The organism is Parafannyhessea sp. LCP19S3_B1 (genome assembly GCF_052121955.1).
Classification (GTDB): domain Bacteria; phylum Actinomycetota; class Coriobacteriia; order Coriobacteriales; family Atopobiaceae; genus Parafannyhessea.
The window spans coordinates 17690-31004 of sequence record NZ_JBQKDH010000002.1; the positions used below are offsets into that span (position 1 = coordinate 17690).

Consider the following 13315-nt stretch of genomic DNA (forward strand, 5'->3'; position numbering starts at 1 on the left):
AGGCTACCTGCTGCGGTAGCCAACCTCCTGCAGCGCATAGATCGACTTGTCCATGTTGAACAGGTACGCCACGGCGCACACCACAAAGAAGTGCGGCAGGTAGGCAAAGCCAAACACCTCCGCGCCTATGAACGTGGGCGCAAGCAGCGTGTTCGTGGCAGAGCCAAACACGGCGGCGTATCCCAGCGCCGCCACCAGCGGCACGGGAAGGCCCGTGAGGCCGCCCAGCACCACGCCGAGGCTCGCCCCGATGGAGAAGAGCGGCGTGACCTCGCCCCCCTGGAACCCCGCGGACAGCGTGAGCACCGTGAGCGCGAACTTGAGCGCCCAGTCCCACGGCCGGATGCCGGCGGCACCGTCCACGAAGCTCGCGGAGATGAGGTTGGTGCCAAGCCCGGAGTAGCGACCCTGCCACAGCAGCAGGAACACGACGGAGAGCGCCGCGCCCATGATGGCGATGCGCTTGACGGGATGCTCGATGCGCGCGGCGGCGATCTTCTTGCCCCACTTCAGGCACCAGGCAAACAGGCCTCCCACCACGCCAAAGCACACACCCAGCACGGCGAGAAGGGCGAGCGTCCTTGGATCCAAGGTCGTGCTCACGGCCAGGGGTACCTCGAACTTCTCGAGCCCAAGGGCGCCCGACGTGGCGCTTGCCGCGATGGACGCCGTGAGCGCGGGGAAGAGTGCCTGCAGCTCCAGCCTGCCGGCCACCAGCACCTCGAGAGCAAACAGCGTCGCGGCGAGCGGCGTGCGGAACAGCCCCGCGAAGCCGGCGGCCATGCCCACCAGAAGGAAGGTGTTGCCGGGGTGCCTGAACGGCAGCTTGGAGCCGATCCAGTGCGAGAGCGTCGCACCGATCTGCACGGCGACGCCCTCTCGGCCGGCGCTGCCGCCAAACAGGTGCGTGATCCACGTGCCGCCCATGATGAGCGGGATGAGGCGCAGCGGTATCACGTTCTCGCGCCCGAGGCCCACGTCGAACACCAGGCTCATGCCACGGCCGGTGTTCTTGCCAAAGCGCAGGTAGGACCAGGCAATAAGCGCGCCCGCCGCCGCAAGGAACGGTATGAACCAGAACGGGTGCGCGTCGCGGATAGCTCCAATCGCTATGAGCACGCGGCCGAACACGGCGTCTATGGCGCCCACCGCAATACCGATGGGGATACCCACGGCACCCAGCACGATAACGCCCCCATAGCTTTGCCAAACCCTGCGAAGTCTCTCTTCCATGCACGTTCGCTTTCCGTCGCGGCCGTCCGGCCCGGGCTCGGGCGGCCTTGTCCTCGCGGCAAAAGAAAAGACCTCTGCCGCCGTAACAGTGGCAGAGGTCATCATCCCGAAGGCGGTTTGGGGCTTCTGCCCCACGGAGAACCTCATTCCGCGCGGAACATGGTAGAGCAAAAGGCGCTGGCGTGCGAGTGAGACGCGGCTATTCACGTAAAGCGGGCATCGTGGTTGCATAGCGCTCGCGTAGCCATGCCAAGGTCGACGGGGTAGTTTTCTCACTAAGGACCATGGTGATCGTCAGGTCTCCCTTGGAAGGAGAGGCGTAGCTCATAGAGAGGCTCAGGGCGGACTCATTCGGAACCGAGGTAATGCGAGCGGCACCGTTCTTGTTGATATCGGCGTCGAGCTTTTCCTGAAGGCTGGAGTAATCGGCTGACGAGACCCTGTACGACGTATCGGTGCTGTTGGAGGAGTCTTGGCAGTCCACGGACACCCATACCTCTTCCTTACCGGCGAGCATGCTGGAGACGGTTTGCCTCAGGTTGGCATCGAGGGCGCCCTTGGCTTTGAAGCGGCGCACCGCGATTGCTGCGTCGGTGTCCAGAATGGTTCCGTCTTCGGTGCAGGGCAACGAGTAGCTGCGGATGACACTCGATCCATCCTTCATCTGGTATGCGATATCGAAGGAACTGTAGGCCTTCCACGTTGCGCCGTATGAGGATGTACGGGCCTCATTGAGCTTTGCGTGCAGGTTGCGAAGGGACTTGATGGCGCTCTTGCTGGTGATTGGCATGGAGAGTTCGGACATGGTCGCGCTCTTTATCTCGCTGGCGGGAGGGATGTACGAGGCATTGCTCGTGCCTGCCCAACCCAGCGCGACGCTGGCGACGAGCGCGATGGATGCCGTTGCGGCAAGGACGGGGATGTGTCCGCGTACCGAGCGCACGCTCCTTTTCGCCACCGCCGTGACCGTTGCGTAGGAGAGTGCGGTGAACGCCGTCGTTACCAGACAGATTAGGGGTGCCGGGACGCCCGAGAGCTGCCATTTGGCCGCCCCTATCACCATGAAGAAGAGTACGCATGCGAGGCCTGCCCCCATCGCAAGGCTGAGCAGTGCGACTACCAGCTCCTGTGCCGCCAAGTACACGAAGCCGTCTCCGGCGCGCTCGAGGTCGCGCCGTCCGAACAGCCACGCCGCAACGCCCATGCAGAGCGTGCTCGCAAGGGCGTACATACCAAGGGCGTGCCAAAGCTGCGACATCCATGGAACCTGGCTTTCAGCCGCGCCCGTGATGTGCAGGGAGAGCTGGTGCAGGCGCGCAAGTGGGCTCAGCCAGGTTGCGTTTGCGTGCACGCCCTGGAGAAAGAGCCCGAAGGTAGGGTCGACCAAGAAGTAGAGCGCATGTCCCAGCTGGCGCACGGCCTCGGCATAGATTCCTACCATCATGAAGCAGAGGAACGCAGTCCCCGCGCGTCCGGCGGCTTGCGTGCACAGCACCGAAAGACCGCTGAACGTGACGACGAGAAGAAGCTGCACCCCCAGCCAAGGGACCATCGGGGCGACATTCGGGCCGAATCCAAGAATCGCGCAGGAAACGAGCCATGCCACCAACAGGCCGACAAGGGGAGCCGAGACCGAAGAGAGCAGCAGCGCGAGGAACTGGGTCCTCCTGCGTACGGGTAGCGCCCCGTAGAGATCTGTTGCCTGGCGGTCGAACGTCCACGAGAAGGCCGTCGCGACGCTGTAGAACGAGAGGAGCGCCGTTAGGGGAACGAGTGGGTGTATGGTGGCGCTGAGCGCGGTCTCGAGGTTGGCCATCGAGTCAGGCTTCGTTTCGGACAGCGCCAAGGGAACGAGAAGTACAAGGTAGACGAGCAGACTCCCGAGCATGACGTGTGGCATCCTCAGGCACGTGTCCGCGAAGAGCCCAAGGCCGCATGATGCGTGCGTGCGGCGGATGGTACCCGTGTCCTTAAGCCTCATGATCATCGCCTCCAAGCTCGCAGACGAACCTTTCCTCAAGAGATAGCGGCACGATATCGAGGTACGTTGGGTGGACGGCGTCTAGCTCTTCTCGCACCCCGCCCGCATTGCCGCGCACCAGGAGGGTGAGCAGCCTTCCCTCGGGTCTCGCGTGGACGACCTCGAGTCCTGTGGGCAGTTCGGCACCCTCCGGCAGCATGACCTGAACCTTCACGATATCTGATGCGGGCTCGTTGAGATCAGCCTCGTCCCGCACGACGCCCCTGTCCAGAATCGCAAGGTGGTCGCACACGCCTTCCAGCTCGCGCAGGTTGTGGGTGGCCGCGACGACGGTGAGCCCTCGCGATGAGACCTGGTCCAGCACGACGCTCCACATCCGTTTGCGGGCGATGGGGTCTACGAGGTCCATGGCCTCGTCCAGCAGGAGCAGGTCGGCGGTGCAGGAGAGGGCGAGCAGGAGCGCGGCCTTCGCACGGGCACCGCGACTGAGCTTCCTGAGCGGACGGGTGCGGTCGACCTCGAAGAGCGGTGCGAGCTCCAGGTAGCGGTCCACGTCGAAGATCGGCAGCACGGAGCGGTAGAACCGTGCCATGCCGTCCGCGCTTTCCGGCTTGAGGAAGTAGGGGTTTCCGGACGCGAGGGCGATGCGGCCCTTGACCGCGGGGTCGTCAAGCGGGGGCCTGCCAAAGACGAGGGCCTCTCCCGAGGTTGGGCGTACGACACCGCGCACGATGGACAAAAGCGTCGTCTTTCCAGAGGCATTTGGCCCCACGAGGCCGTACACGGAGCCTGCGGGCACGGTGAGGCTCGCGCCGTCCAACGCTCTGACGTCGCCAAATGCCTTGCGGAGCTCGTGCACCTCGATTGCGTTCGTCATGTCGTGCCTCCCTCAAGTCTCTGGCGGAGCTGCTCGGGCGTGACGCCCAGAGCCTGCAGCTCCTGGACGAGCGAGTCGAACCGCCCGAGGAGCTCCGCCTGGTGCGCCCGAGCGGCGTCCGACGCGTCCGCCACGAAGCTACCCTTGCCCCGAACGGAGTAGACGCAGCCCTCTTGCTCCAGCTCGCGATACGCCCGCTGCACGGTGTTGGGGTTCACCGCAAGCCTTGTTGACAGCTCGCGGACCGAGGGCAGCTGGTCGCCAGGGCGTAGCACGCCCCCCAGGATCTGCCGCCTGAAGCCATCGTGAACCTGCTGGTAGATGGGGCGAGAGTCTTGGTAGTTGACCTGGATCACGTCGTCTCCGATCCGACGTCGTGGCATATGCCAAAGGTAGCCGTGCGTCTCTGCGTCTTAAGTGTACTAGTGAAACTAATACAGTTAAGACAGTATGCGCTTCTCGCCCGCGAACGGGGCCAAGTGGGCGGTGGGAGGCGGGATGGGGGCGCCGCGCCCGGCGCTCCTAGAACTCCTTGGGGTTCAGGCGCACGCGCACGTACTGGAAGACCATGAGGCCCAGCAGCACGATCATGACCACCAGGTACGCCCACACGGCGCCATAGAAGCCCATCGTGCGCACGAGCACGATGGAGAGGACCGTGACCACGGCGAGTGCGATGCCGTAGGCGCTGGTGGCCTTCTCCTGCTGGCGAAGGACCGTCACGATCTGGTACAGGAAGTCGATGGCGGCGGTCATGCCGCCGGCCACGATCATCATGTACTGCGCCGTGCGGTACGGCTCGAAGTCGAGCCCATAGAGGAAGCTGGTTATGGGGATGCCGATCCACGCGGCGAAGCCCAGGTAGACCACGGTAACAAGCGCGGTGAGCGCCAGCACCGCCACGATGATGAGGTCGAAGCGCCTGCGGCGGCTGGGATCCGACCAGATGTTTGCCAGGCGCACGAGCTGCGGCTTGTACACCAGACCGATCACCATGAGGATGCTCTGCGCGGGGAAGTAGATCGCGTTGAAGTACAGCTGGCTCTGGTAGGCGAGCGTGCCCTCCATCACGAACTTGGGGATGGACTCCACCAGCGTGAAGATGAACTGGGCGAGAAACGCCGGGAAGCACTCCTGGAAGATCTCCTTCACCTCCTGCAGCTCCCAGCCGCGAGACTTTGGCGTCTCGAACAGGGCGAGCGGTATGGTGACGACGACGAGCGACGCCAGCGCGACCACGGCGAGCGCGATGGACGCCACGGGGATGGAGCGCGTCACAAACAGCACCACGGCAAAGACCACCACGCCGGCGACGCAGCGCACCGCCTGCGACACGCCCGCAAGGTACAGCTTGTCCATCTGCTGCAGCCTGCCCTCGTACACGTCCGCGAACGCGTCTATCACCCTGAAGGCAAACGTTCCCCAGCAGATGGTGAGCATTTCTCCCGCATAGCCCCTGACCAGGCAGAACAGCCATCCGGCAAGGATCATGAGCACGCATGCGATCACGCGGTGGATCTGGTAGGCCAGAAACGACTCGGTCTCGTCGATGTCGGACACCTGGTAGGTGCGCACGCCGTAGTTGCCGATGAAGATGAGCAGGTTCGCGATCACGAACGCCATGGAGAACATGCCGGCCTGCTCCGCGCCGGCCAGGCGCGACGCCACGATGGTGAGGATGGGGAAGAGCGCGCCCCAGACGCCCATGCCGATGGAGTTCATGACGTAGTCGAGCCGCGAGTCGTGTGCCGCGTAGCGCGCGGTCTGGCTCGAGAGCGAGCCCGAGTACACGGCGCCGATGAGACGGTCCCACCAGTGGTCGACCACGCGGCGAAGGAACCCTGGCTCCTGCGAGCCTGCCTTCGCCTGAGAGGGGGCGGCCGCGCGCGCACGTGCGTCGCGGAGGCGGGTGGAGACGCCGTCCGGCTGGTCGGCCGGCTGCGGGGCGGGGCGTCTGAGGTTGCGGATGGGGTTGGTCATGGGTGGCACCTTCGTGTGGTGGTGGGCTGCTGTTGGCGGCGGGCATCGGCCTGGGGCGTGCGATCTTCTTGCCCGTGCGCCCGCGCCTGTCCGCGTGACACAAGCATAGCGGTTGCGGGGCGCGGCCGCGCGTCATGCGATAGTGGCTGAACTAGCGAGAAGGGCCGCCCATGTTGTCCAGAATTCGGCCAGAGGCGCGGTCTCTGCCTTGGGTGTCGCGTATTTCTCGCCCGATAGGTGAATATTGAGTTTCGCGCGCGTGCCAAAGTGGTGGCGCGGGCCTCGCCGCGGTAATGTGTACTTGCAATATTCCTGCGAGCTAATGCGTTGGCGACTATCGTCGGACGGCAGAGGAGGAACGCAGTGTCAGAAGTCACGGGTGCAGGCGGCCAGGCGGCCGGCTGCGCGGGGGAGAAGGGCGCCGACCTCAAGAGCGCGGCCGAGGACTTTGCCCTGAAGAACCCCAAGACGATCGAGGAGCTTCTTAACTTCAAGCGCGAGGATCGCCCCACCATCTACCCGACGGCGGAGGAGGCGGCCGAGCTCGCGCAGGCGGCCACGATGCTCACCGGCGTGGACGTTCCCGATTCCATCAGGGCGAACATGACGCTGTTCCTGCGTCTGGTGCGCAAGGTGCTGAAGGAGTACGACCCGAGCCTGCGCGACGAGTTCGACCACATCCTGCACGACTCGCTGATCGCGACGCGCAGCGAGACCGAGGGCGACGACGGCCAGGAGGGCAAGGACGCGTTCGACGACTGCGTGAGCACCATCGACGAGATGTCCCTCGAGGACGAGACCCTGATCGTGCGCGCGCTGACCGCCTACTTCCACCTTGCGAACATCTGCGAGGAGAACTACCGCGTGCACGCGCTGCGCGCCCGCGAGGCCAGCGTGGACACGCAGTCCCGCGAGGATCCCGTGAACGAGATCACCGTTGCCTACGACAGGCTGGTTGACGAGTGCGGCCGCGCGAAGGCCCACGCGCTGCTGGAGCGCCTGGAGTTCCATCCCGTGTTCACCGCCCACCCCACCGAGGCGCGCCGCAAGGCGACCGAGGGCAAGATTCGCCGCATCGCGGACCTGCTGGAGCAGCGCCCGTTCCTGGGGCCGACCGAGCGCGCGGAGAACGAGCGCCGCATGCTGCAGGAGATCGAGGCCCTGCTGCGCACCAGCCCCATCGCCATCAAGAAGCCGACGCCGGTCCAGGAGGCCGACACGGTCATCTCGATCTTCGACAACACGCTGTTTGACACCGTGCCCGACGTGTACCGCCGCTTCGACGACTGGGAGCTGGGGGAAAAGGCCGGCACCGTGCCGCCCGTGTGCCCCGCGTTCTTCCACCCCGGCAGCTGGATCGGATCGGACCGCGACGGCAACCCCAACGTCACCGCGAAGGTGAGCCGCGAGGTGTCCGAGAAGTACCGCGTCCACGTGCTGGAGGCGCTGCGTGACCGCACCGCATGGGTGGGCCGCAACCTCACGCTCGACGCGCGCACCACGAAGCCGTCGAAGGAGCTCATGAACCTCTGGAGCCACCAAGTGGAGATGAGCGAGGCGCTGTCTGCCTCCGCGCTGCGCGTGTCCGCGTCCGAGCTGCACCGCGCCGCCATGATCGTGATCTCCAACCGCCTGGACGCGACGATCCAGCGCACGGCCGACATCATGTACCAGACGGCGGAGGACTACATCCGCGACCTCAAGACCGTCCAGGCGTCCCTCGCGAAGGCCGGCGCCGTCCGCACGGCGTACGGCCCGGTCCAGAAGGTCATCTGGCAGGCCGAGACCTTTGGCTTCCACCTGGTCGAGATGGAGTTCCGTCAGCACTCGCTCGTGCACAGCCGCGCGCTCGAGGACATTCGCGAGCACGGCCGCTGGGGCGAGCGCGGCGAGCTGGCGCCCATGACCAAGGAGGTGCTTGACACCTTCCGCGCCATCGGCTCGATCCAGCGCCGCAACGGCGTGAAGGCCGCGCGCCGCTACATCATCAGCTTCACGAAGAGCGCCCAGAACGTGGCCGACGTGTACGAGCTCGCCCGCCTTGCCTTCGCGCACCAGGAGGACGTTCCCGTGCTCGACGTCATCCCCCTGTTCGAGCAGGTGGAGGACCTCGAGAACGCCGTCGACACCCTGAACCAGATGCTTGAGCTCCCCGACGTCCAGCGCCGCCTGTCCCAGACCGGCCGCAAGATGGAGGTCATGCTGGGCTACTCCGACTCCTCTAAGGACGAGGGCCCGACCACCGCGACGTTCGTGCTGCACAAGGCGCAGGCGGCCATCGCGAAGTGGGCAAACGAGAACGACATCGACCTCACGCTGATGCACGGCCGTGGCGGCGCCGTCGGCCGCGGCGGCGGCCCGGCCAACCGTGCGGTCCTGGCGCAGCCCAAGGGCTCCGTGAACTGCCGCTTCAAGCTCACCGAGCAGGGCGAGGTCATCTTCGCGCGCTACGGCAACCAGACGCTGGCCCGTCGCCACATCGAGGAGGTCGCCGGCGCAACGCTGCTGCAGAGCGCGCCCTCGACCGAGCTCACCAACACGGAGTCGACCAAGGAGTACGAGGACGTCTCGGAGGCGCTGAGCGAGGCGAGCCGCGACCGCTACCTCGACCTGCTGAACACGGACGGCTTCGCGGAGTGGTTCAGCACCGTCACGCCGCTCACCGAGGTCGGCCTCATGCCCATCGGCAGCCGTCCCGCGAAGCGTGGCCTGGGCGCGAAGTCCCTGGACGACCTGCGCACCATCCCGTGGATCTTCTCGTGGTCGCAGGCGCGCATCAACCTGGCCGCCTGGTACGGCCTGGGCACGGCGTGCGAGAAGTTCAACAACCTGGAGCGACTGCAGAGCGCCTACCGCGAATGGCCGCTCTTCTCGACGTTCATCGACAACATCGAGATGTCGCTGTCGAAGACGGACGAGCGCATCGGCAAGCTGTACCTGTCGCTGGGAGACCGCGACGACCTGAGTCAGAAGGTCCTGGACGAGATGCGCCTGACGCGCAAGTGGGTGCTCGCGATCGTCGGCGACGACTGGCCGCTGCAGCACCGTCGCGTGCTTGGCCCCGTCATCCGAATGCGCCTGCCGTACGTGAACGCGCTGTCCATCGCGCAGGTCATGTCGCTTGCGCGCATGAGGCTGCGTGGCCAGGTGCTCACCGCGGACGAGAAGGAGCGCCTGATCTACCTCATCCTCTGCACCGTGTCCGGAGTCTCCGCCGGCCTGCAGAACACGGGGTGATGCTCGTGCGCGCACGGTGGCGCACGTTGGCCTGACATGCACGAGGCCCGTCGCGGAATCGACCGCGGCGGGCCTTTGCTTTGGGCGCGCCCGCGGGGTCTAGCGCCTCGTTGGGTGGGATCTTGCGGACGCTCGTCCGATATTGCAATATCCTAGGGTGGAGCGAGAGGGGTGAGCATGCCAGACGACATCGACGAAAAGATTGAGGCGGCGGTCTTCAAGCTGATGGAGACGACCGACATTCCCGACATCCGGGTGGCAGACGTCATTAGGCTGGCCAAGGTCTCGCGGTCTACGTTCTACCGGCACTTTGACTCCGTGGACGACGTCGTGAAGCGCTTCGAGAGCGAGCTTCTGCAGAACATGCGGCGCATAAACAACATGGCGCTCAAGGCACGGTTTGGTATTTCCGAGCTTGACCCCACGATCTCGATGGTGAGTCGCATGGAGCTGCTGCGGGGAAACCGCGACAAGGTCGTGGCGCTGAACGGTCCGCATGGCGACCCCTCGTTCGTGCACAAGGCGACCATTTTCATGCATGACTACTTTCGTGACAGGATAGCCTCGATTGGAGGGGACCCCGTTACGCGAGACCTGTATCTGTCCTTTGTGATTGCGGGTCACAACAACCTCATCCAGTACTGGCTCGAGGTGCATCCCGAGATCGAGCCGCAGAAGATCGCGGCCGTACTGAACAGGCTCTACTATGCCCCGTTCTTCCTTTCCGAGGAGAGCGTACGCCAGACCCCGAAAGCGCCGCAGGGCTGGGACTAGGCCAGCTTTGGCTGGCGGGCTCGAGCTCCATCTGACTTGCGATCAAGTCCACGTTTGGGCCCGGGGCCGCGTGTGCAACTGTGGCTGATGACACCCGTTGACATGCCTGGAGCCTGTGTCTAGAACGTGTGAGGGTGCGCTGCACGTACCTTGGGCGACCTTGCGAACATATGCAAACTGGGGTCGGGTGTGTATCCGCGTCTGGGGCGCTGCCGCACACACCCGGCCTGACCTTGCAAGATGGCGCAAACTCACGGCCGGTGTGTACCTACGGAAGAGGCCGCACCGCACACACCAGGGGCGACCTTGCAAAATCGTGCAAACTCGTGGCGGTTGTGTTGCGCCAGAGGGCGTCCTGTGGCGAAAATCGCGAGGTGTGTACCGGGAGCATAAATTAATTAATATTATCGCTTAGCGTCTAGCTGCGATTATGTTTGATTGAATCAATAGGGCATGTCTCACACCCGGGGGTTTCTCTCATTTTGCGCAACACACCTGAGACTTCTTGACACTGGGGCCTGGTTCTCGCAACACACCGTGGGTGAGTTTACGGTGCTCTGCAAACTGGGCCCGCATGTGTGCGGCGCCCCGTACGCACCTTGGGCGACCTTGCGAAATCGTGCAAGGTGGGCTTGGGTGTGTACCCGCGAGTGGAGTGGCGCCGTACACACCGGGGGCGACTTTGCACAATCTCGCAAACATCTCTCGGGTGAGTGCCCGTGGGGCAAGATGGCTTCGCGCGCGCCTGCCTTGAGCTTGCAAGACCGTTGTCCCGTGGCTCCCTCGGTCCGCTGCGGCGGCTCGTCCCGTGGCGTCCGTTCGTGCGAGGCCGCATGGTCAAGGCAAGGTCGGTCGCATGCGAGGCCGGTGGGACTCTCTGTGGCCACTTCGTTTTGCAACATACCGCTCGCCTTGAATATCCTACCGCTCAGAAATGCTTCTTTTTATATCGACTGCCTGGAAAGCCGCATTGTGTTGAATCGTCTACCTGCAGAGAGAAACAAATTTCTACAGTTTTGTCTCGCAAACTGAAACGCATGTTGCGCCGTTGTTCTTAAGCTCCCGAGGGGCCGTCCATACGATACGTGCTGTCAGGTGAAGGACAGCAAGCGCAAAGGACGTGAGCTAATGGTCAAGCTGGGCAAGCAGGCACGCAGCGTCTCCATCGTTGGTGTGGGCTGCACACCGTTCAAGAACTTCGAGGACCACCCAGAGACGAAGGGCATGAGCGAGGGCGACGCCTTCGGCTACGCCGCGCTCGAGGCCATCAAGGACGCGGGCCTTCAGCCGCGCGACATCCAGTACTTCTACCATGGCGCGGCCAACCCGTTCATGATCGGCGACTCCCTCACGCCCAACATGCAGGTTGCAGATTGGTTCGGCGTCCGCGGCATCGGCTCCGTCCACCACTCCGAGGCGTGCTGCACCGGCTACGTCGCCCTGCAGGAGGCCGTCCAGGCCGTCGCATGCGGAACGTACGACATCGTGCTCTCCGGTGCGGTCGACCTCGCGGCATCGCTTCCCGTCGTGGGCGCTCCCGGCTGCTACCGCCGCGACTTCCCGCTGGAGGAGATGCTTCCCTCCATCCCCATGGTGTACGACCGCGCCTACGGCCGTCCCCTGGATTCCGCCTTCGGCATCAGCTTCGACAACTGGATCAACAAGTACCGCTGGGAGTACGACCTCACGGCCGAGCAGATCGACGCGGCGCTCAACGGCATGTCCAAGAGCCTCCGCAGGAACGCCGTGCTCAACCCGCTCGCGTTCTACGAGTCCGACTTCGACGACGCTGCGAAGGCGAACGGCATGAAGACCGCGGACGAGTTCCTCTCCTCCATGTTCAACCCCAAGGTCACCCAGTACCTGCGCGTGACCGGCTTCGAGACCAAGTGCGACGGCGCCGCCGCGCTCGTCGTCATGCCCACCGACATGGCCGTCGCCCGCGGGCTTGACCACAAGATCATCGACGTCCTTGGCACCGGTGCCGCCGCGTACGAGGGCGCGACCCCGGACAACGAGTACAACGGCACGAAGGACGGCGCCAAGCAGGTGTACGAGTGCACCGGCGTGAAGCCCGACGAGCTCGACCTGCTGTTCGTGAACGACTTCTTCCTGGCTGGCGACATCGTCAGTGCCGAGGAGGTCGGCTACATCCCGCGCGGCGAGGCCTGGCAGTACGCAATCGACGGCCGCTGCGGCTTCGACGGCGACAAGCCCATCAACACCCACGGCGGACGCTGCAACTTTGGCCACGCCCACGGCGCGTCGGGCGTCGCGGACATCTACGAGGCCGTCAAGCAGATGCGCGGCGAGGCGGGCGCGACGCAGATGCCCAAGGTCCCGAGGACCACGTTCCTCCGCGGCTTCGGCGGTGGCCAGAACATCCGCTGCCAGATCCTGCGCACGCACGAGTAACGTCACGAAGACTTCCACGAGGAGGAACCAGACAATGCTTCTTGAAGACATGGAGCCGATCGTTAAGAAGTTCTACGACGGCGTCGCCCAGGGCAAGTACTACGGCCGCAAGTGCGTGGAGTGCGGCGCGATCGAGTTCCCGCCCCACCTGGGATGCAACACTTGCGGCTGCGCCGACACCGAGTGGGTCGAGCTCAGCGGCAAGGGCACCCTCGAGTCCTTCACCATTCCGGGCATCCAGAACGACAAGCCCTACCTCAAGGCCGTCGAGCCCTACGGCTACGGCAAGGTGAAGCTGGACGAGGGTCCGGAGTACACGTTCGTGATCTTCTGCGGCAAGAAGAAGGTCGTGAAGGGGCTGCAGGAGCGCCTGTACAAGAACCACGAGCAGATTCGCGTTCACGCCAAGCCCATCGAGCGCGTGACGCCGCTCAAGCCAGGCTCTGACGAGACCGTTACGTGGAGCGAGCTCTGCTTCGAGCTCGACGAGGTCGAGGCATAGCGCCCGGTCATAAAACAAGCAACTAGACAAGAGTTTGACGGAAAGGAACCACGATGGACAACAAGGAGCTCTTCGACAAGCTTGCGGGGTTCGCAAAGACCGCCTACCAGTACAACGGCGACATCACCGCCGACACCACCTTCGACGAGCTGGGCAAGGAGTCCATGAAGATGATCGCCCTCACCTCCCTCATCGAGGACGAGCTCGACGTCGAGGTCACGATCCACGAGGTCATGAAGATGAAGACCTTCGGCGAGCTCGTCGACCGCGTCGCGGAGGAGTACGAGGAGTAGCCGGCCGAGAAGGACGGCCGTCC

The 13315-nt window shown here is 64.5% G+C and carries 10 protein-coding genes and 1 riboswitch; of the genes, 5 read left to right on the plus strand and 5 right to left on the minus strand.

What is annotated here, in order from left to right; translation table 11 throughout:
• Nucleotides 1-3 precede the first annotated feature (3 nt).
• From ACTQWE_RS00990 to ACTQWE_RS01010, 5 genes are all read right to left on the minus strand, one after another.
• Nucleotides 4-1233: a chloride channel protein gene (locus ACTQWE_RS00990; RefSeq protein ID WP_304212437.1), complete on the minus strand. Its 1230-nt coding sequence runs from the start codon at nt 1231-1233 to the stop codon at nt 4-6.
• An 85-nt stretch (nt 1234-1318) separates the two neighbouring features.
• Nucleotides 1319-1393: riboswitch (Fluoride riboswitch) on the minus strand.
• A gap of 39 nt (nt 1394-1432) precedes the next feature.
• Complete coding sequence (locus tag ACTQWE_RS00995) at nt 1433-3214, minus strand: hypothetical protein (RefSeq protein ID WP_441921197.1); 1782 nt, start codon at nt 3212-3214, stop codon at nt 1433-1435.
• A complete protein-coding gene (locus ACTQWE_RS01000; protein ID WP_170104360.1) occupies nt 3204-4091 on the minus strand; it encodes an ATP-binding cassette domain-containing protein in 888 nt (295 codons plus the stop codon). The genes ACTQWE_RS00995 and ACTQWE_RS01000 overlap by 11 nt, the downstream gene beginning before the upstream one ends.
• Nucleotides 4088-4447: a GntR family transcriptional regulator gene (locus ACTQWE_RS01005; RefSeq protein WP_170104446.1), complete on the minus strand. Its 360-nt coding sequence runs from the start codon at nt 4445-4447 to the stop codon at nt 4088-4090. Before ACTQWE_RS01005 ends, ACTQWE_RS01000 begins: the two co-directional genes overlap by 4 nt.
• A 166-nt stretch (nt 4448-4613) precedes the next feature.
• Nucleotides 4614-6071, minus strand: a complete 1458-nt coding sequence (locus ACTQWE_RS01010; protein ID WP_441856114.1) for a lipopolysaccharide biosynthesis protein — start codon at nt 6069-6071, stop codon at nt 4614-4616.
• A gap of 513 nt (nt 6072-6584) precedes the next feature.
• Here ACTQWE_RS01010 and ACTQWE_RS01015 point away from each other — a divergent pair.
• From ACTQWE_RS01015 to ACTQWE_RS01035, 5 genes are all read left to right on the plus strand, one after another.
• Nucleotides 6585-9308: a phosphoenolpyruvate carboxylase gene (locus tag ACTQWE_RS01015; RefSeq protein ID WP_441856143.1), complete on the plus strand. Its 2724-nt coding sequence runs from the start codon at nt 6585-6587 to the stop codon at nt 9306-9308.
• A 177-nt stretch (nt 9309-9485) separates the two neighbouring features.
• A complete protein-coding gene (locus tag ACTQWE_RS01020; protein ID WP_170104361.1) occupies nt 9486-10082 on the plus strand; it encodes a TetR/AcrR family transcriptional regulator in 597 nt (198 codons plus the stop codon).
• A 1128-nt stretch (nt 10083-11210) separates the two neighbouring features.
• Entirely contained in the window at nt 11211-12497 is a 1287-nt protein-coding gene (locus ACTQWE_RS01025; protein WP_441856113.1) for a thiolase family protein, read from the plus strand.
• Between the two features lie 34 nt (nt 12498-12531).
• Nucleotides 12532-12999, plus strand: coding sequence for a Zn-ribbon domain-containing OB-fold protein (locus ACTQWE_RS01030; protein ID WP_441856111.1), 468 nt, complete (start codon nt 12532-12534; stop codon nt 12997-12999).
• Nucleotides 13000-13052: 53 nt separating this feature from the next.
• The gene (locus ACTQWE_RS01035) at nt 13053-13292 is read left to right on the plus strand and encodes an acyl carrier protein (protein ID WP_170104364.1); all 240 of its coding nucleotides are present in this window, start codon (nt 13053-13055) and stop codon (nt 13290-13292) included.
• Nucleotides 13293-13315: the final 23 nt, after the last annotated feature.